This window comes from Gilliamella sp. Gris3-2, from assembly GCF_001690345.1.
GTDB classification, from domain to species: domain Bacteria; phylum Pseudomonadota; class Gammaproteobacteria; order Enterobacterales; family Orbaceae; genus Gilliamella; species Gilliamella bombi.
This window is the reverse complement of sequence record NZ_LZHB01000028.1, coordinates 109,276-128,840: the sequence shown is the minus strand read 5'-3', so window position 1 is coordinate 128,840 and position 19,565 is coordinate 109,276. Positions and strand designations below refer to the sequence as shown.

Annotated in this window: 23 protein-coding genes and 1 riboswitch; of the genes, 14 read left to right on the top strand and 9 right to left on the bottom strand. The window is 34.0% G+C overall.

Annotated features, from left to right (window positions below):
- The first annotated feature begins 176 nt into the window (after positions 1 to 176).
- Both ypfJ and surE read left to right on the top strand, forming a co-directional pair.
- A complete protein-coding gene (gene ypfJ, locus A9G32_RS05350; RefSeq protein WP_065589262.1) occupies positions 177 to 1,034 on the top strand; it encodes a KPN_02809 family neutral zinc metallopeptidase in 858 nt (285 codons plus the stop codon).
- Between the two features lie 9 nt (positions 1,035 to 1,043).
- Positions 1,044 to 1,823 carry a 5'/3'-nucleotidase SurE gene (gene surE, locus A9G32_RS05345; protein ID WP_065589263.1) on the top strand — a complete coding sequence of 260 codons (780 nt, stop codon included), beginning with the start codon at positions 1,044 to 1,046 and terminating at the stop codon, positions 1,821 to 1,823.
- A 103-nt stretch (positions 1,824 to 1,926) separates the two neighbouring features.
- On the opposite strand, the gene A9G32_RS05340 is transcribed toward surE, so the two are convergent.
- Together A9G32_RS05340 and A9G32_RS05335 are read right to left on the bottom strand one after the other, a co-directional pair.
- On the bottom strand, positions 1,927 to 3,135 hold the full coding sequence (locus tag A9G32_RS05340; RefSeq protein WP_065589264.1) for an MFS transporter: 1,209 nt from the start codon (positions 3,133 to 3,135) through the stop codon (positions 1,927 to 1,929).
- Between the two features lie 280 nt (positions 3,136 to 3,415).
- Positions 3,416 to 4,288, bottom strand: coding sequence for a hypothetical protein (locus A9G32_RS05335; RefSeq protein WP_065589265.1), 873 nt, complete (start codon positions 4,286 to 4,288; stop codon positions 3,416 to 3,418).
- A 413-nt stretch (positions 4,289 to 4,701) separates the two neighbouring features.
- Between A9G32_RS05335 and A9G32_RS13590 the strand changes: the two genes are divergently transcribed.
- The 3 genes from A9G32_RS13590 to A9G32_RS05320 all read left to right on the top strand — a co-directional run bounded on the left by A9G32_RS13590 (position 4,702) and on the right by A9G32_RS05320 (position 6,112).
- Positions 4,702 to 4,983, top strand: coding sequence for an IS3 family transposase (locus A9G32_RS13590; RefSeq protein ID WP_034915696.1), 282 nt, complete (start codon positions 4,702 to 4,704; stop codon positions 4,981 to 4,983).
- 11 nt (positions 4,984 to 4,994) lie between these two features.
- Complete coding sequence (locus A9G32_RS13585) at positions 4,995 to 5,555, top strand: DDE-type integrase/transposase/recombinase (protein ID WP_141672653.1); 561 nt, start codon at positions 4,995 to 4,997, stop codon at positions 5,553 to 5,555.
- Between the two features lie 125 nt (positions 5,556 to 5,680).
- A complete protein-coding gene (locus A9G32_RS05320) occupies positions 5,681 to 6,112 on the top strand; it encodes an IS3 family transposase (protein WP_081296759.1) in 432 nt (143 codons plus the stop codon).
- 107 nt (positions 6,113 to 6,219) lie between these two features.
- On the opposite strand, the gene A9G32_RS05315 is transcribed toward A9G32_RS05320, so the two are convergent.
- From A9G32_RS05315 to coaA, 6 genes are all read right to left on the bottom strand, one after another.
- Positions 6,220 to 7,839 carry a hypothetical protein gene (locus A9G32_RS05315; protein ID WP_065589269.1) on the bottom strand — a complete coding sequence of 540 codons (1,620 nt, stop codon included), beginning with the start codon at positions 7,837 to 7,839 and terminating at the stop codon, positions 6,220 to 6,222.
- Between the two features lie 315 nt (positions 7,840 to 8,154).
- On the bottom strand, positions 8,155 to 8,835 hold the full coding sequence (locus tag A9G32_RS05310; protein WP_065589270.1) for a 7-cyano-7-deazaguanine/7-aminomethyl-7-deazaguanine transporter: 681 nt from the start codon (positions 8,833 to 8,835) through the stop codon (positions 8,155 to 8,157).
- A gap of 46 nt (positions 8,836 to 8,881) precedes the next feature.
- Positions 8,882 to 9,538, bottom strand: a complete 657-nt coding sequence (gene queC / locus A9G32_RS05305; RefSeq protein WP_065589271.1) for a 7-cyano-7-deazaguanine synthase QueC — start codon at positions 9,536 to 9,538, stop codon at positions 8,882 to 8,884.
- Between the two features lie 26 nt (positions 9,539 to 9,564).
- Positions 9,565 to 10,038 carry a preQ(1) synthase gene (gene queF / locus A9G32_RS05300; protein WP_034912452.1) on the bottom strand — a complete coding sequence of 158 codons (474 nt, stop codon included), beginning with the start codon at positions 10,036 to 10,038 and terminating at the stop codon, positions 9,565 to 9,567.
- A 3-nt stretch (positions 10,039 to 10,041) separates the two neighbouring features.
- A riboswitch (PreQ1 riboswitch) is annotated at positions 10,042 to 10,086 on the bottom strand.
- Positions 10,087 to 10,251: 165 nt separating this feature from the next.
- Positions 10,252 to 10,701 (bottom strand): DUF1090 domain-containing protein, encoded by a 450-nt coding sequence (locus A9G32_RS05295; protein ID WP_065589272.1) that lies wholly within the window; start codon positions 10,699 to 10,701, stop codon positions 10,252 to 10,254.
- Between the two features lie 18 nt (positions 10,702 to 10,719).
- Complete coding sequence (gene coaA / locus A9G32_RS05290) at positions 10,720 to 11,655, bottom strand: type I pantothenate kinase (protein WP_065589273.1); 936 nt, start codon at positions 11,653 to 11,655, stop codon at positions 10,720 to 10,722.
- Positions 11,656 to 11,823: 168 nt separating this feature from the next.
- On the opposite strand from coaA, the gene yihI reads away from it, so the two are divergent.
- From yihI to A9G32_RS05275, 3 genes are all read left to right on the top strand, one after another.
- Complete coding sequence (yihI, locus tag A9G32_RS05285) at positions 11,824 to 12,324, top strand: Der GTPase-activating protein YihI (RefSeq protein ID WP_065589274.1); 501 nt, start codon at positions 11,824 to 11,826, stop codon at positions 12,322 to 12,324.
- A gap of 325 nt (positions 12,325 to 12,649) precedes the next feature.
- Positions 12,650 to 14,020: an oxygen-independent coproporphyrinogen III oxidase gene (hemN, locus tag A9G32_RS05280; protein ID WP_065589275.1), complete on the top strand. Its 1,371-nt coding sequence runs from the start codon at positions 12,650 to 12,652 to the stop codon at positions 14,018 to 14,020.
- 199 nt (positions 14,021 to 14,219) lie between these two features.
- Entirely contained in the window at positions 14,220 to 15,029 is an 810-nt protein-coding gene (locus tag A9G32_RS05275; protein WP_065589276.1) for a hypothetical protein, read from the top strand.
- Positions 15,030 to 15,139: 110 nt separating this feature from the next.
- Here the strand turns inward: A9G32_RS05275 and rsmC are convergent, their stop codons facing one another.
- The gene (gene rsmC / locus A9G32_RS05270) at positions 15,140 to 16,180 is read right to left on the bottom strand and encodes a 16S rRNA (guanine(1207)-N(2))-methyltransferase RsmC (protein WP_065589277.1); all 1,041 of its coding nucleotides are present in this window, start codon (positions 16,178 to 16,180) and stop codon (positions 15,140 to 15,142) included.
- 88 nt (positions 16,181 to 16,268) lie between these two features.
- Here rsmC and A9G32_RS05265 point away from each other — a divergent pair, with 88 nt between their 5' ends.
- The 6 genes from A9G32_RS05265 (at position 16,269) to cyaY (ending at position 19,555) form a co-directional block, all read left to right on the top strand.
- Entirely contained in the window at positions 16,269 to 16,676 is a 408-nt protein-coding gene (locus A9G32_RS05265; RefSeq protein WP_081296758.1) for a DNA polymerase III subunit psi, read from the top strand.
- Positions 16,645 to 17,106: a ribosomal protein S18-alanine N-acetyltransferase gene (gene rimI / locus A9G32_RS05260; protein ID WP_065589279.1), complete on the top strand. Its 462-nt coding sequence runs from the start codon at positions 16,645 to 16,647 to the stop codon at positions 17,104 to 17,106. Before A9G32_RS05265 ends, rimI begins: the two co-directional genes overlap by 32 nt.
- A gap of 35 nt (positions 17,107 to 17,141) precedes the next feature.
- Positions 17,142 to 17,762 carry a thiamine diphosphokinase gene (locus A9G32_RS05255; RefSeq protein ID WP_065589280.1) on the top strand — a complete coding sequence of 207 codons (621 nt, stop codon included), beginning with the start codon at positions 17,142 to 17,144 and terminating at the stop codon, positions 17,760 to 17,762.
- Between the two features lie 89 nt (positions 17,763 to 17,851).
- Entirely contained in the window at positions 17,852 to 18,631 is a 780-nt protein-coding gene (locus tag A9G32_RS05250) for a hypothetical protein (protein WP_065589281.1), read from the top strand.
- Positions 18,632 to 19,144, top strand: coding sequence for a surface-adhesin E family protein (locus A9G32_RS05245; protein ID WP_065589282.1), 513 nt, complete (start codon positions 18,632 to 18,634; stop codon positions 19,142 to 19,144).
- A gap of 99 nt (positions 19,145 to 19,243) precedes the next feature.
- Positions 19,244 to 19,555, top strand: a complete 312-nt coding sequence (cyaY, locus tag A9G32_RS05240; RefSeq protein WP_034912502.1) for an iron donor protein CyaY — start codon at positions 19,244 to 19,246, stop codon at positions 19,553 to 19,555.
- The last annotated feature ends 10 nt before the right edge of the window (positions 19,556 to 19,565 follow it).

Sequence of the window (19,565 nt, the reverse complement as noted above, 5' to 3'; positions counted from 1 at the left end):
TATGAATTCTATTATATACCTAAAAAAAGCAAGAAATAACCAAATTTACAAACAAATACTTTACCTATTTTTATACAGTTAATTGGTTCAATTTATAACAACGCTAATAACTTAATCTAGAATACTTATTTGTTATCCATTAAAATAATTAAACTAAAACTGACAAGGTAATTCCTATGCGCTGGAGAGACCAACGAGAGAGCGATAACATTGAAGATCGTCGCTCACAATCAGGAAGTGAAATAGGAACAAGACTTCCAATTGGTGGTAAAGGTAAGATTGTTTTATTTATTGTAGTGTTAATTGCTGGCTATTATGGTGTTGATTTAACTGGCTTGCTAGATTCAACACTAATTGATACGAACAGTACCGAACAAAATACTAATCAATATTCAATTGATGATGAAGATGCCGTCAAATTTACGTCTATCATTTTAGCAAGTACTGAAGATTATTGGCATCAAGAATTTCAACGTTTAGGTAAAACCTATACTCCCCCTAAGTTAGTACTTTATAAAGGCTCTACAAGAACATCTTGTGGCACTGGTCAAACCTTTATGGGACCATTTTATTGTAGTATTGACAAAACTGTCTATCTAGATATGTCTTTCTATCAAGAGATGAAACAGCGACTTGGTGGTGGTGGCGACTTTGCTCAAGGTTATGTAATTGCGCATGAAGTTGGTCATCATGTACAAAATTTGCTGGGCACATTTAGCCACGTTGAGCAATTAAAACAAGGTCAGTCCACAATCACAAATAACCAATTGTCGGTTAAATTAGAACTCCAAGCCGATTGTTTTGCTGGCATGTGGGGCAATGCAATGCAACAGCAAAATCGGCTGGATGAAGGTGATATTGAACAAGCTTTAAACACCGCAAAAGCCATTGGTGATGATCGCTTGCAACAACAAAGTGAAGGTTATGTTGTACCTGATAGTTTTACCCATGGTACATCTAAGCAACGTTATACTTGGTTTAAACGTGGGTTTGATAGCGGTGCCATTAACGAATGTAATACATTTGCTCAATAAGGAAATAATATGTTAAAAAAGTTAATTAATCGCGTTTTACTAGTCAATGATGATGGCTTTGATGCACCAGGTATTAAACTATTGCAAGAAGTGGCAAAAAATATAGCTCACGAGGTTTGGGTAGTTGCACCAGCCATAGATCAAAGTGGAGTATCTTGTTCAGTGAGCTTAAAAACGCCATTTAGAGTTGTTCAACGTGGAAAACAAGAATTTGCCGTTTATGGCACTCCTGCCGATTGCTCACTATTTGCAATTAAATATTTGATGGCTAACAACCTACCCGATCTAGTACTATCTGGAATTAATAATGGCTCAAATGTAGGATTTGAAACAGTGTTATCTGGCACTGTTGGTGCGGCAATGATGGCTATGACTTTGGGCATTCCTGCAATTGCATTGAGTCAATTAACCAGTGAAGATAACCAGCCAACTGACTGGAGTTGTGCTAAACATCACGCTCAAACAGTTATTGCTAAATTACTTTCGTTACCATCTGCGCAAAATATTTGTTTTAACGTTAATTTTCCTGCATGTACAGCACAACAAATTAAAGGTTTGAAAATAACAAAACAAGGCGATAGCGATGTAAGTCGTTTTATGGTGATACCAACACAAGATCCCGAAGGCAACGATTACTTTTGGTTTAGAGCAAAACGCAATTTACAAATACTTGATGACAATAAAGAACTTGATGCCGCTAATGCCAACTTTATTGCCATTACGCCATTGGGTTATGAAAGGACCGATTATGCCTTTTATGAAAAACTGTTAAACACATCTAATCTTTAATTGTTTCAGTAATTTGTCTTCCTAACTATTAAGAAGACAAATTACACTTAATTATTTATTTACTATTGATTGTGTTATTAATTATCTAACTATTCATCTACTTTCAGCCCACGTTAGTTTTTACATCTTTCACCAACGTACAGAATAACAATGATATCGCAACCATTACTAACGCAATCCAATAGATAACCTCATGTCCATAGGCTTCTGATACAAATCCTTGCAACATTCCAGCTATAATTATGCTGAAAATAACACCATTATTAAATAAAGTAGAAGCCACTCCCATTCGGGTAGGCAATAAATCCTGAAAATAGATAATACCAATGTTAGCTACAATACCAATAAATAGAGCATTAAAGAGCTGTAATGCTAATAAGGCATATTTACCAGTACAAAAAATCATACCAAGATAAAAAATCAAACCGCAAACAATCGCAATAAAAAACAGATTTCGTTTACCTAAATGGGGTACTAAATATCCAGCGATAAGCATAACTGGAATTTCGATACCAGCAGCAAGCCCCATCAATACACCCGGCAATGAATCTGAAAGATGTAATACAACATCAACATAAATTGGCATATCAATAATATACATCATATTTGCTGTCCACATAAATACCGTAGATAGCAATAAACAAAGCACATTTGTATTCTTCCAAAGTGGTTGATTTGCTGCTTGTAACTCTGCTTCGTTATTTAGTTGTGAGGTAGGATTTTTTTCAACCGAAGGTAAAAAAATAGCAACAAACAGCATCGCGACCATAAACATGCACATGCCCGTTAAATACATTGCCGTAAAACCAAAATTAATAGCTAAGCCAAAAGAAATTGGTGGGCCAAATACCCAAGCAAGCGAAAGTTGAGCTCGAATAAGTGAATTAAATGCCACAACATTACGCCCAGTTTTAACGGCATATTCGCGTGCTAAAGCAAAAATTTGTGGCATAGCAGCAGACGATAACGCAGCAAACAAAACACCCAGCGTGATTAAAACCAAATAGTGACGTGTAAACGCAAAAGTAATGCTATTAGCAATGCCCATTAAACAGCAAAATATAACAATATAACGCCTATCGCCCTTTTTATCGGAATATTTAGCTAATAGAAAGCTACCCACAATACTGGCTAAAGCATTAACAGAAAAAAAAAGTCCAACTAGCCGTGAATTAACATTAACTTCAAAAGTTAAAAATCGACTTAAAGTAGGAGATTGTAAAGCACCAGCAATACCAACAATAAAAGTTGTGACTAGAAATGCGACAAAAATAGTGCTTTGCTTTTGGCGAAACGAAGATACTTTAGTCATAACAATACATAGTAGAGGAATTTATACCAATTATATACTTAAAATTGGCATAAACGTAACAAAATTAAGGCTAAAATAAAGTTGATTAATTTTTTGCTGATTTATTACGGATAATAATCAACATTTAACTACTTATTGGCGAACCATAAATTTGCAAGGCTCGCAAGCTTTGCCTGCTAAAAGCCCCAACTTGCGCGGGGGCTTTATTCTTATCTATATTGTCCTCTCAGGCACCATAAGACCTTCTGCTCCCTAAGGATTAAGAACTAAACGCTAAAAGCTAAGGTGCGGTGCAAAGGCCATAGCGGGAGTTGCTGGCACTGTCGCTGTGGACGCCGCCGAGGTACGAGTAGACATTGAACTGGCTGCTACCTGTAGCGTCGCCCGTCCAGTAGTAGCCGTAGACGAAGCCCGCATCAGGGGGGTAGACGTGCATGTCGCCCCACTCCGTGAAAAATCCAGCGCCTATGTGACGCATGTAATTATTATCTGATGAACTAGGTGCTGCACCTAAATTATTATAGTTTGAATTGGTTAAATCTCTTACCCTCGGTATGCGATAACCCAAACCTCTACACCATCCAGATTGTTCATTATAATATCTTCTTACGGCCCCACTACTGATGAACCACTTCTTCAACACAAATCCATATTTTACTACCTCATCACCGGTATTAATATCTCTACCCACTAACTCAAACGTCTGTGGTAACCCTGGCTTAGCTATTTGACTAGGACTAGGATTCTTCCACTGGCTTCTTGCCTCTGGACCTGTTAGCTTAACACGAGCTACGGCTTTTCCAGAAATCCAGCTATAATTAGGCACAACATTGGTCACTGTTGCAGTGATTCCCTCATGCGTGACAGGTGCCCATGTCAATTCTTCTATATCTCCAGTTATGAGTAAATCAAAATATAAATTATGTGCACCCGTGGTCGGAAAATTGAGGTTGTATGAGTTAGGATTGATTGATTGAACTAAAAAGCCTTCACCTGGATTCCATATGTCAGCTGGACCTGCATATTCGTCGTTACCAAAAGTTAGATTTGGCCTTACATAATTGATAACTGGCGACGGTATTATTATTGCATCACTACGATTACCCGCTCTAACCTTTTTACCATTTGCCTGTACATTCCATGACGATGACAATAATAACAGTGCTGATACTAACAAAGCTGTTTTAGGTGATTTGAGCGATAATTTCGATAATTCGTTGAGAAATAATTTGGAAGGTATAAATAAGTTTCGTGAAAAAACTCGTCGAATAAGATTATTTGATAAACTTAAGACATAGGTTTGTCAGTGCTGGTGACTAAAATGATAATGCATTATGGTTAACCTGTCAAGTAATGATTTATTTTATTTAGATTTTTATAATTATTCGCTTATTTAATAAGCTTGTTTTCCTACAGCCATAAAAGTATAACCATTTATAAAATAGTTGGCTAGTTTTTTGGCGGACTTTTTTGTAAAGAAATGTAAAGATGAAAACTGATCCTCGCCAAAAAAGTGGACAAAAGTTTCCTCTATGATATAAACAAAAATCATAGGAGACAAATATCATGGTCAAAAAATTTAGTATCGAATTCAAACAACAATCAGTGGATTATGCGTTATCTAATGCACACCTTTCTATCAGCGAACTTGCCAACCATCTAGGTGTGGGTAAATCAACCCTAGATAAATGGATTAGGCAACTTTCCCCGAATAAAACTAGCCGTCGAGAGTTAACCGCTGAGCAACAGCGGATTATGGCGTTAGAAAAAGAGATTAAAGAACTGAAAATGGCTAATGATATACTAAAAAAGGCGCATGTGCATATCATCAACAATCCAAGTCGGTGAAGTACGCTTATATGAAAAATCATTTAACCAGCTATCCCGTTACTAGGATATGCTCATTACTTGGTGTCAGTTCATCAGGTTATTATGCTTGGTTAAAAAGAGCAAACAAATCCGCCAAACTCAGCGAGTATATCCAAAAACAGTATTGGCAACATAAAGCCCGTTTGGGTGCACCAAGCCTGCTTCATGATGTTAGGGATACAGGCTATTTAGTGTGTAATACATTAAAGCAAACTTTGTTTCGGCGTCACTTTCCTAAAAATGTCTTCATTCATAGTGACCAAAGAATTCAATATTCCTGTGCTGATTTCAAGCAATTATTGTTACAATATGGACTAAGGCAAAGCATGAGTCGAAGAGGAAACTGCTTTGATAATGCTGTTGTTGAAAGTTTTTTCATACACTCAAACCCCATATTATTCATTGTTGTTATTATGAAACGAGGATGCAGGCTAATAAAGCACTATTTGAATATATTGAAATCTATTATAATCGTATTCGTCGTCTTTCAGCCAAAGGCTAGATATCGCCGCAGCAATATGAATAGCAATTTTACCAAAACAATAAAATGATAGCGGTGGGCACTGTCTAATATTTTTGCAAAGATCAATTATTACTTTGATAAAAGAGGTATCTAAGAAAAATGTTCAGCATAGAATGAATCGAAATACTAACTAGAGGCAAAGATTAACGCAATGTGAACTTGAGAACATTCAATGTGATAGAGGACTTTAATCGTGAGGCGCTAGGCATTGATATTGCAGTCAGTTTACCGGCAGAAAGAATTACCCGTTACTTAGATAAACTGGCCGAATATCATGGATATCCATTAAAAATACGGGTCGATAATGGACCAGAATTTACAGGAAAAACCTTTATAAACTGGGCTAAATCACATGATATAGTCATTGATTATATAAAGCCCGGTAGCTATTATCAAAATGGTTATATTGAACGATTTAATCGTACCTATCGTACTGAAGTACTCGATTTATATCTTTTTAACAACTTAGCACAAGCAAGGAGAATAACCGAAGAATGGTTAACGATTTATAACACCGAAAGACCACATGAGGCGTTAAATAACATGACACTGCTCGAATATAAAACATTAAAACAAGCAGCTTAATTTTCTACGTGAGTTGTGTACTAAGTTTGGGGGATTTACAGTTCTTTGGTTGATTATTCTCTATTTACATATAAACTTCCCACAGTTCAAGGATTAAGAACTAAACACTAAGGTACGGTGCAAACAGCATAGCCACCTCCAGAGGTGCCCCACTGATCCACATAACCATTACGGTGAATATATAAGTGAGTTGTATTTGATACCGCATCATTCGTCCAAATATCACCACGACCAAAACCTGCCACATCACCATAATAGGATAAATCGCTCCACTCACTTAAAAATCCTGCCCCTATTTGACGTTGGTAATATAGACTACCGGACGACGGTGTGGAGCCATCTATGTCGCTTATACATGGAAAATAAGCATTATCCACACCACATTTCGCATTGCTTAAATCTCTTATCTTCGAAAAACGATAACCCAAACTACTACACCAAGTTGCTTGCTCAGGAACAGTAGTATATTTCTCTCCCCGATGGACAAACCACTGCTTTAGCTCAAATCCATATTTAACAACCACACCACTGCTATTCTTCCCTTCCAACACAAATAGTTGCGGCAAAGATGGCACAGTAAGTCGACTAGGATTACTTGATTGTATTTGGATATTATTCGCCCTAGGACCATTTAACGTTACTCGCGTTACGTTTTTGGATTTATCTGTAATCCAATCATCATATGTAGTAGTGCCCGTGCACCATCGGCATGGAATGGTGAATGAGTCTGAACGAGGTTTTACCCAATTCACTGTTGCAGTTATCCCTCCGTAAGTTTTTGAAGACCAGGTCAACTGACTTGCATCCACCCCACCTATATCCAAATCAAAATATAATCCATCTGCCCCCGTAGTGGGAAAATTAAGGCTATAAGAAGATGGATTAATTGACTGTGTTAAAAAACCTTTAGTAGGATCCCATATACTAGATGGACCCGCAAAGCGAGGATTATCTCCAGCAAAATTAGTACCACCAAATATCAAACGAGGCCTTACATAGCAAACTTTAGGCTGCTGTGAATTTGGGTTGATATAATATGACACCGTATTTCCGTTTAAAGTACTTCTATTTGGCACACCATACTTTGTTTCTAAAGTAGCATCCGTACTACTTAATGTTATCCTATAAGGTGCATTACAAATATCTAATATATCACTGCGACTAACGGCATTACTATTTTTATCAGTAAACGATACTGATATATTCCCTGTCGCAGTGACACTATTAGCTCCCTGTCCATCTCCATCATCATCTCCCCAATTACCTTGTGTTACCAAGCTACTTATACTCACAGAGTCGGTTGATGGTGGAACTATCATTTCAATATTAGCAAGCGTATCACCTGCATTAGGTAAATGAATTGGCGTCATCGCTGAGTTATTATTTTGTGGAGTGAAAACTTGACCGTCCGATAACTTAATACTTATTAAATCATCAGTTGTAGTTAATTTAGTGACGCCACCATCAAGCGTCAAATACGGCGCAGAGCCGTTAATAACCTGTGAGGTCCGAGCTAACAACGCCTGCGAACTCACTGAATATGGCAATAACAACAATGGTGCAAAAACTATGGCTAATTTGGATAACAAGTTGGAAATCGACGGCAATCTTGGCGATTTCGCTAGATTTGATAATAAAAAGCAAAATGGAGTTTGTTTTTGATTACGGTAAAACTTAAATAGATTTAAGGTATAGCACTGCCAATGCCTGTTATTATTATAGCACACAATATCTAACCTCCTGTTAATTTGTGTTTTATTTTTATAGTTGTTTATTTTTTAATGAGCTGCGTTTTGCCATAAAATAATCAAAATTATAGCTAACTAAATACTAAAGCGCTAGTTTTTGGCAAAATTTTCTAAAAACCTAGCACAGGATGCAGAATGAAGCCTTCGGCTGCCCGACGCAGGATAAAAGGCTATATTGACCTTTGAGTGTTGTGAAATATTAGTGTATTTTTCAATATTAAACATAAAACTCATCAAAAAAATAAATGAGTTTATGTTTATTTAGGTGAGTAACTAAAATTTAGATTTTAATGATTAATTGTTTCTAGGCATTGCAACTAACTTTTTTAGGATAAAATTGAGAATGACACCATAAAGTGGCAAAAAGAATAATCCGCAAATTAGAATTTTAAAACTATAGTCCATTAACGAAATTTCGATCCAATGATTTGCCATAAATTCATCGTTACTTTGATAAAATGCGATAGCAAAAAAAACAATAGTATCAATACCATTACCAAATATTGCTGATGCTGTTGGGGCAACCCACCATGATTTGTTTTTTCTTAAATAGTTAAAAACAGTAATATCCATTAGTTGACCAACTAAATAAGCGGCAAAACTTGCCAATGCAATTCGAAATACGAAGCTATTAAATTCCGTCAATGCTGATAATCCAACCCAATGGGTTTCAAAAAATAGTACCGAAATCAGGTATGAAAATAACAATGCAGGAATCATTACAACAAAAATGATTTTTCTGGCTAAACTAGCACCATAAATTCGAATAGTCAGATCGGTAGTTAAAAAGATAAACGGAAAAGTGAATGCCCCCCAAGTTGTTTGAAAACCAAAAATTTCGAATGGAATTTGGACTAAATAATTGCTTGAAGCAATAACTAATATGTGAAAAAAAGCCAACCAGTAAAGCGCTTTTTGTTTTTGTTTACAGGTAAAACTTTTTTCTATCGATTCTGAATGAACATTTAAGTACATCTTTTTTCCTTTTTAATGGGGTGAGAGAACCCAATGATGAATGAATTTATTTAGCTTGAGCCATATATTCTTGTAGGCCCTTATTGCGCAATAAACAACTTGGACACTTACCACATCCCCCTTCAACACCGTAATAACAGGTATGGGTATGTTTTTGAACATAATCAAGATAACCTAGTTTATCAGCCATTTCCCACGTTTGCGCTTTAGTCAAATACATCAGTGGCGTGATGAGATTAAACGCATAGTCCATGGCTAAATTCATTGATACATTCATTGATTTAATAAAGACATCACGGCAATCTGGATAACCACTAAAATCGGTTTCACAAACTCCAATAATAATGTCAGAAATTCCTTGTTGCTTAGCATGACAGCCAGCCAAAAGTAAAAAAAGCATATTACGCCCATCAACGAAGGTATTAGGGTAATCGCCATCTTGAGCGGCTTTAATTTCTTGAGCGTCATCAATCAACGCATTATTTGTAGTTTGTTTGATAACTGATGTATCAATGACAGTTTGCTCTATACCAAGATCATCAGCGATCCATTTGGCTTTTTCAAGCTCTATTGCGTGGCGTTGACCATAGCGAAAACTGATTGCCTGAACGTTTTCACGTCCATAATCAGCAATGGCTTGCAGTAAGCAAGTGGTTGAGTCTTGCCCACCAGAAAATATAACTAGTGCTTTACGAGTTTGCATTAATGTTCCTGTTAAGATAGATTAAATTAGCGATTATCCACTTTTTCTGGATACATGTCGTGATTGGCTAATCGATTAGCCGCAACTTGTTCCCAATGAGTACCCGATTTGCCATAATTGGCATAAGGATCAATCGAAATGCCGCCACGAGGTGTAAATTTTCCCCAGACTTCGATATATTTAGGATCCATTAATTTAATAAGATCTTTCATAATGATATTAATACAATCTTCGTGGTAATCGCCATGATTCCGAAAGCTGAACAGATAGAGTTTTAACGATTTACTTTCGACCATTTTAATATTGGGTACGTACGAAATATAAATTGTCGCAAAATCAGGTTGCCCCGTGATAGGACAAAGACTAGTAAACTCTGGGCAATTAAATTTAACAAAATAATCGTTATTCGGGTGTTTATTATCGAACGTTTCGAGTATTTCAGGGCAATAGGTTGTTGGATAGCGAACAGACTGATCGCCTAGTAGTGTAATTTTACTCATTATTTTTCCTTAGTTTTTTAGCGTGGGAGGTTCACGAACCACGTAACAAGGCGCACACCATACTCTTTTTGCTTTAAAAAGTCTAGTATGACAATAGATTTATAAAAAATGTAAAACTAACACCGTCAACAATAACTATTGATGGTGTTAATAATAAAATATCGTTGAAGAGCAAATAAATCAAGAATCGGGAAATACTCTGCCTGATATCGTTTATTTAGCTCCCAATTCTTTATAAAAATCAGATAATTTAGTTTTAGCTTTATTAAGTTCTTTTTCAGCATCAGCTAATTTTGTTTGTTGTTTGACAATTTTCTGTTCATTATCTTTATCTTTCGCTTTTGATTTTGATTTTGCTTGTTCTAATTCTTTAGTTCTTTCAGCCACTTTATTTGATTTTTCGTTAATCTCTTTTTTATATTTGGCTTCTAAATCATCATTTGAACAATGCTTATTTAAGTTACGTAATGATTTTTCAAGCCCTTGGATTTGATGAGAATTATTATTTTTTTTAGCATAATCAATCTGTTTTTCAATAGCCTGTTTTTTGCTTTCACACGTAAGTCCCTTTAGTTGTTCATTTGAAGCATAAGCACCAAATGATAATGAGATAGCTAACGTAATGACACTCAATTTACTTACTAACCGAATTACTGATTTCATACGAATTTTTCCTTAATTTTATTTTCTTAATTGAACACAATTGACTTTATGATCTTTACCTTTAGTTAGAATAAGGTTCGCTCGTTCTTTTGTAGGTAAAATATTTTCAACTAAATTTAATTCATTAATTTCTCGCCAAATACGATTGGCAATATTTGTAGCTTCATGTTCTGGAAGTTTTGAGTAGTGATTAAAATAAGAGTTAGGATCGCTAAATGCACCCTCCCTAAATTTTAAAAACCGATTTACATACCAATCATGTAATAATGACATATCAGCATCAACATAAATTGAAAAATCGACATAATCCGAAACAAAAACTCGGTTATTCGCTTGTGGATAATTCAGTGTACTTTGCAGTACATTCAAACCTTCAAGAATCAAAATGTCAGGACTATCAATAACGATTTCTTCATCTTCGACAATATCATAAACTAAATGAGAATAAACGGGTGCTTTAACTTGTGCCTGTCCTGATTTTATATCAGCAACAAAATTAAGCAATTTTTTTATATCGTAAGACTGAGGAAACCCTTTTTTATTCATTATTCCATGTTCTTCAAGATATCTATTTGGATATAAAAAACCATCAGTTGTTACCAAAGATACTTTGCGATGTTCAGGCCAACGGGTTAATAATGCTTGTAGTACTCTAGCGGTAGTACTTTTACCTACAGCAACACTGCCTGCAATGCCAATAATGTAAGGTGTTTTTTGACTTTTACCTAAGAATTTAGATAAAACAGCTTGCCGATTAAAATTATTGCTGATGTAATAATTAAGTAATCTAGATAAAGGTAAATAAATTTCACTCACTTCATCCATGGATAAATCTTCATTAATACCTTGTAACGAAACTAATTCTTCTGCTGTTAAAGTCATTGGTACCGTATTACGTAAGCTAGCCCATTCTTGACGATTGAATTTCAGATAAGGGCTTAAGTGATTTTTCATTTTATTGTTCTCTAATTCGGTCTAACAAATTTATTCGTCTCAGATTATACATAAATTTATTTTTTTACAATCTTAAATTAGCATGACGTCTTCATCATAGCTATATTTTGGACTTACTGATAAAATACGTTTGTAAAATGATTAACCCTAATATTAGACAGAGATTTTATGTTAAAAAATAAATCAAAACAGAAAGCTAAAAAAAGCCGTCAAGAGATTAATGAAGAATCTCGGGAACTGAAGCGTAAACGCAAACACAAAGGTTTGCCAAGTGGCTCTCGCTTTAATAAACTAAATAATAATAAAAATAAAAATTCGACAAAAACAACCAAAGATCCAAGAGTGGGGAGCAAAAAACCTATTTCTTTAATTGTTGAAGATTCTAACAATATAGAAAAACCTGTTAAACAATCTAAAACAATTAAAACGATTTTATCACCTCAACAAGAATTAGAACAATTAGAGAACGATCCAAAATTAGATATGTTACTTGATCTAGTCGAGCAAAAAGCCAAACTCACTAAAGATCAACAAATTTATCTTGATAGCAAATTGAATCGTATCGATGAACTGATGCAAGAGCTTGGTTATACTGATGACGACTTTGATGATTTTGATGAATTAGACGAAAAGAAAGAAGATATTGTTAGTTTATTAAAACGAAACTAATAATAGGAAAATATAATTAGCAATCGTGATAGTATGTGTCTTGATATGAGTAGGAATATCATCCAAAAGTAATATTCCTACTGATAATTTAAACTTAGAATCCATTACTTTTATTCAGTCAATTAATAATTAAAAGTGAGCAATTCATAGTGCCAATATTAATTATGTTAAGTTTATATTTTGGGTTATTGATTTGCACATTGTTATATTTAAATAAAACTAATCGAATCAAAATTAAAACCAAAATCAAGAACCAACAAAAAGCAATAGTAAAAACTCATAAAAATAACAACACTAAAGATAGACATAAGCGGAAGTAAAAAGCATGACTGATACGCAATTATGGGATCAAGCGTTAATTGAAAAATATAATTATTCTGGCCCAAGATATACCTCTTACCCTACTGCACTTGAATTTAACGAAAAATTTAATGAGCAAGAATTTTTATCGGCGGCAACTCGTTATCCCACAAAACCGTTATCGCTTTATGTGCATATTCCGTTTTGTCATAAGCTTTGTTATTTCTGTGGTTGTAATAAGCTTATTACTCGCCAAACACAAAAAGTTACCAAATACCTTGACATTTTAGATATTGAAATTGCCGAACGCGCAAAATTATTTAAACATCGCACGGTAACACAAATGCACTGGGGAGGGGGTACACCAACTTTTTTAAACGATGCTGAAATTACTCGATTGATTACCTCGTTAAAAAAGCATTTTAATTTTGTTGCTAATGCCGAACTATCCATCGAAATTGATCCGCGTGAAATAACACAACAAACAATTGACCATTTAGCAAGTGTTGGTTTTAATAGGCTAAGTATGGGAATTCAAGATTTTAATCACGAAATCCAAAGCCTAATTAATCGTGAACAAGATGAAACATTAATACGGTCTCTTATTAATCAAGCACGTAAAAATAATTTTCACTCAATTAGTTTAGATTTAATTTATGGCCTACCAAAACAAACCATTGAAAGTTTTGCCGAAACGCTCAATAAAGTGATTGATATTTCTCCCGATCGTTTAAGTGTATTTAATTATGCCCACTTACCGAGCCGTTTTGCTGCCCAACGAAAAATTAAAGATGATGATTTGCCTAATGCCAATCAAAAATTGCAGATCCTACAAACTAGCATTAAAAAGTTAACCGAAGCTGGTTATCACTTTATCGGTATGGATCATTTTGCTAAGCCCTCTGATGAATTAGCTATTGCTCAACAAGAAAATAAATTGCATCGTAATTTTCAGGGGTATACAACTCAAGGCGATGCTGATTTACTTGGACTTGGTGTGTCGGCCATTAGTATGTTAGGTGATAGTTATGCGCAAAATCAGAAAGATCTAAAAATCTATCAAACTCAGGTTGAGCAAAAAGGACATGGATTATGGAAAGGATTCACCTTAAATCGTGACGATAAGATTCGTCGTGATGTGATAAAACAGCTTATCTGCCATTTTCATTTAGATAAAAATGTTATTGAACAACAATACCAAATTCAATTTGATGATTATTTTGCTGAAGATTTAAAATTACTGGCGCCATTGCAAAAAGATGGATTAGTGACAATCAATAACAATATAATCGAAGTCCAACCTAAAGGACATTTATTGATACGCAATATTTGTATGTGCTTTGATATTTATATGCGAAAAATGGCAAGGCAGCAGCAGTTTTCTAGGGTTATTTAATTTGAAGTCGTTTGTCAAATTGCTGTAAACAATATGAGTAATTCCTACAAAGTAAATATTATGTTAATATTTAGTCTAATTTAATAAAAAATAACAAATAAATTATTTGTTTTATTGTGATTAAAGGTTAGCTTTTAAATTCACAATTTTAGCCTTTAGACATGAAATTTTTATTTTTAATAAGGAGTATATTGATAAAATGGCATTGATGAATAAATTAGTAGAAGTATTTCCAACTCGCTCTTTAAAAGTCATGAAGTTAAAGCAAGAAAGCTCATTACATCAAATAAGAAGATTACTTGCAGCAATACTTCTCTTTGCGTTAGCTTTATTTATGGCCATAAGAAATTATCCTGGATTAATTGATGATTATAAAATATCACAGAATCCAGTTGTGGTTGACTATGATGTAGAAGGAACATGTCGTGCAAGACGTATTGTTGATAACTGTTCAGTAAAAATTACCACTGATACAGGACAAGTTATTAAGCGTGATTATACTTTCATTGGGGGGAAAAAAGGAAATTATCAAGTTGTAACTGTCGCTTCGGCCGATGATCCATCACTAGTAACAATCAATTTAGCTATTGATAATATGCGGACTGTATTTGTGGCTACTACTGGTCTTATTCTTTTGTTGTTGTTGGTTACATGGATGAGTTTAGGATGTTTCTTAAGAACACATAAAATGATAAAAGTTATCAAGGAAATTAACGGGCAAAAATTAACACCTGTTATTGTACCAGTTAAACTAGTCTCTTATGGTAAAATAATAACTGCCTTATATCGTGCAAGCAATGCACAAGGAATAAATGCTAAATATGCAGCCAATTTTAATAAAGACTCAAACGGTGGACCAATCATTATAGGTGATAAGATTAGAAATAAATGTAATGTGTTGGCCGTAGTTGGAGAAAGCAACTCTGTTCCTATTCTTCTTGACCAAGAATTTATGCGCTGTGATTTTACCTATAATGAAATGCAGGCATTAAAAGAAGCTCTCTCTTAATCCAGATATGATATCAAGAATAGTGAAATCAGTTTGTTTTTAAATATTTAAATTTTATACCTAGGGCGATAACATCGCCCTATTTTTTTAAACAAAATAAACAGCACTTATTAATGGCTTGCTAGATAAACCTTAAATTTCGTCGTTTGGGCAATCACTTCAACGCTTTTGAATGTTTCATCTAAAATGGTTTGATACGGTAAAAATGAATTTGCCACAATGCACAAATAACCATTTAATTTTAGGTGTTTTTTTGCTTCTTTGATTAACGTATTAACGGCCGTGTAATTAGTCTGTTTACCATCATGAAAAGGTGGATTCGAAACAATAAGATGATATTTATCATTTAGATTTGAAAAAACGTCACTTGCTACAACTGTGGCATTAACATGATTACGGTTTAACGTGGCTTTACTTGATTCAATTGCTGCACAGCTTACATCAGATAACGTTAGTGCTATATCAGGATTTAATTTACCTAGCACCGTGGACAAAATGCCCGAACCACATCCCACATCTAATACATTACCTTTAATAATATCAGTACGATCCATCAATGCATTTAACAATAATTCACTACCAGCATCTAACCCTTTTTGGCTAAAAACACCAGGTAAGCTTTTTATTTCAATATTCTGATTTTCAATAGTTAAATGATAATTTAACCACCATTCATCAAGATTAAATACTAAACGGCTATCTGCCTGAAAATGATATAAACCACAACGTCTTGCGCTATCGATTTTTTGAATTGTACCAAAATCATTCAATAAAGCTTCCACGCTTTTTACACCTGTTCTATTTTCACCTATGATAAAAATATCACTGTCTTTTGGCATATTATGTAATAAATAAGAAAGCTGAAATTGTGCTTCGTTTTTAGTTTTTGGCCAATAGTAAATCAACGTATTCATTCCAACGTAAAAATCCGCTTCGGGCAATAATGAAAAATAGGTGTGATTGCCTCGTGCACTAGCTTTTAGACGTAAATAAGTATGAAATTGTGTGCAATGAATCTTAACTTGATTTGCCGACATAATAGATGGATAATTATCCTGAATATCACCAGCTATCAGCACATTTTTATCGTTAAAAAATGTTTGGTGACGCTCAAGTACTTGACTTGCTGGGGTAAAAGCAGATGTTGCCATATTTCCTCAATGAAAAACCTTTATAAATTGATGCATTGATTATACAATTAACTATCTTTAATCTCTAATAAAAAACAGTAAGTCAATAATGACACAGCAAGATTGGTACCTAAAACAGTGCAATATAACTCAATACGTTTTGAGGAATGCTAATGTTTTCAAAGGTGAAATAGCGACACAAATAAGTGAAGAAATTAGAATGATTGTAGTTGCAGAACAAAAACCAACACAAAAAATCTATTATGATATTTTAAATGCTATCCATCTAACTGAAGAACAAGTATTGTTTTTAACTCCACAACAATTAATTATTCCTGCTGATGAAATTAAAACAGTAATTTGGTTTATTGATATTACCTTGGATGAGTCATGGGTTAACCCATTAACTATTCAAACAACCAGTTTAAATCAGCTTGCAAAAGCACCACAACAAAAACGCCTACTATGGCAACAATTATGTCAATATGAAAACTATTTCCATCCTCACAGAACATGATTTAAAAAAAGCTTTTGAATTAGAAAAGATTTGCCATGCAATTCCTTGGTCAAAACAAACATTCCTTTCAAACCAAGGTGAGCATTATCTCAATTTTAAAATAACGATTAATAACCAAATAGTTGGGTTTTGTATTTGCCAACATGTAGTAGATGAAGCAAATTTATTTAACATTGCAATACATCCCGATTTTAGAAAGCAAGGACTAGCAAGGAAGCTGCTTAACCATTTAATAGATGCGTTAATTACGATAAAATCGCCCTGCCCAATCTCAACACTTTGGCTTGAAGTCAGACAATCAAATACGGCAGCAATTAAGCTATATCACACGCTGGGATTTAACCAAATAACGATTAGAAAAAATTATTACCCAACAACTAATGGTAAACAAGAAGACGCTATTATCATGGCATATACGTTAGCTTTATGATTCACCAATAAGATTAGCAAAAGGAAAAAAGTGTAATGTCACAAAATAGAGCTTTACTCTTTATCAATGGCGAGCCACCACAACATGACTTTCACCATTTGGATAATTATGCTTATATTGCTTGCACAGATGGGGCTTACCATAATTATCTGTCGACTTTGTCAATCGAACCAAACTTTATTATTGGCGATTTAGATAGCTATAATCCTAACAAAGCAATTCCACCTAAAACTAAAATTATTCATACACCTGACCAAAATAAAACTGATTTTGAAAAAGCAATTTTGTTTTTAGCAGGTAAAGGGGTGAAAGCATTTGATGTTTATGGTGCTAGTGGTCATGCTAGTGATCACTTTTTGGGGAATATTTCTGTTGCAATAAGATATTATCATCAGTATCAAATTACCTTTTATGATAATTATTGCCATTTCTTTTTTGCCAAACATCATCAAGAAATAACCAATGTAAAAGATCATATTATTTCACTAATGCCATTTTCGAAAGTAACTGGTGTAACCATTACAGGCTTTCAATACCCCTTAATTGATGCCACATTATCGCTAGGAGGAGTTGTGAGTTTAAGAAACAAAGCGATTAGTGATTTGATTAAAATATCCTTTAAAAACGGTGATTTAATGGTCTTTGTTGAGAATTGAAATAATGTCAATTGACATTTATATTTACATTACTTTACAATCTTCCTTTACAAAAGAAGAAATATAATTGTGGTTCAAGGAAATTCGCCATGCTTCTCAAAAAAATTTCTGTGCTAGTTTGCGCATCATTCGTTTCTTGTGTATCTTTTGCCCAAACAAATAATATACAGGATGAAACAGATAAGGTAATTGATACATTTTTGCAATGTGATAATCAGTTTTTTGAACAATTATCTAAACATCAAGAGTCAATAAATCAATACGTTGATTTAGCAACCACTCCCGATAATGTAACTTATATTCCTGTTGAATCTATTCAAAAACCCGACAAAAATAAAGTCATGTTTAAAAAACCACTTAAGTATCATGGTTTAGAAATTGTTGGCTATCAAAATATTTATATTTCAACTACTTTATCTGGTCAGTTTCTTTATTGGGGATTTATCTTTGATAACAAGCAAGATGAAATTAAAAGTGCTTTAAGCAATATTAATTGGTTACACTATAGCCAAAATACTTACATAGCAAACGCCAAAATTTATGATAGAAAATCAAAATCTAAAACATGGGAAGATGATATTTATGCCATCGATGGTGTTATTCCAAGGTTTGGTACAATTAATAAAGCGCTTTATTTAGAATCTTCTGCTAATAATCAAAGTAGTATTTTTTGTTCTATTCAAGGCGATTTAGAAAAAGAAACAATTCTTACGACTCGCCCAGATCTAAAACCAATCATCGAAAAACAAGAAGCTGAACTGCAAGAGCGAATTAAAGCAAATCAAGAAAAAATGCAAAAAGAAAAACAACAAACTCAATCACAAGCTAATCCTACAGATACTAACTCAAAAGATGGAGAAAAAATTTAAATGAAAAAGGTCAATTTATTTTTAATTCTCTTTTCTTTTGCAGCATTCAGCCATGCCTCAGGGGAAAAAGCTAATATCGATACAAAAGCAAATGAAAATACTTCTGTTGAAAGTTTAAAAGATCCAAGAGTAGGAGAACAATTCATTCCAACATCAAAAACTAACGACAATAATACTATTGGCTATTCATTTTTAGATAGAAAATCGATCAACCTTCACCCTTTCAACTCCAAAATTCGTGTATTTAGTGAAGTGACTAATTATAGCCCAGCATTGGTACAAAAAAATGATGATGGTACAGAGACACCTTATCATTCCATAAGGATCGAATATTATGCCAATTGCGACAAAATGGAGTTAGCAAAAGGAAAGCTTAGAACAATCGAAAATAATTTTGGTGATGGAAAATTAGTCAACACAATTGAGATAGCAAACCGTTGGATAGCTATCACTCATGATAACGAGCAATATAAGCTACTTACTATTGCCTGTTCCTTACCACTCGCTAATTAGTAAATCAGTACCTACTTTTACTCTTGCCACCTTGCTGTGGCGGAGTATATTCATTTATGTTAATATCGCTCTATTATTTATTTGAATGAATATCTCTTTATGAATATCACACAATTTCATACCATTACCGAACAGTTATTCAACAAAATCGAACTATTCTTGGATAATTATGTAAATGAGCATGACATCGATTTAGATTATGAAACAAACGGCAATGTTATCACCATTAGTTTTCCCAATGGCAGTAAAATCATCATTAATACCCAAGAACCACTCTTTCAGGTATGGTTAGCCACTCAAAAACAAGGTTATCATTTTGATTACATCGATAATAATTGGATTTGTAATCGTACCGACAAGTCGTTTAATCAGATTTTTTCTGAATCTGTAAAAGAACAAGCTGAGCTATAATATATAAAAA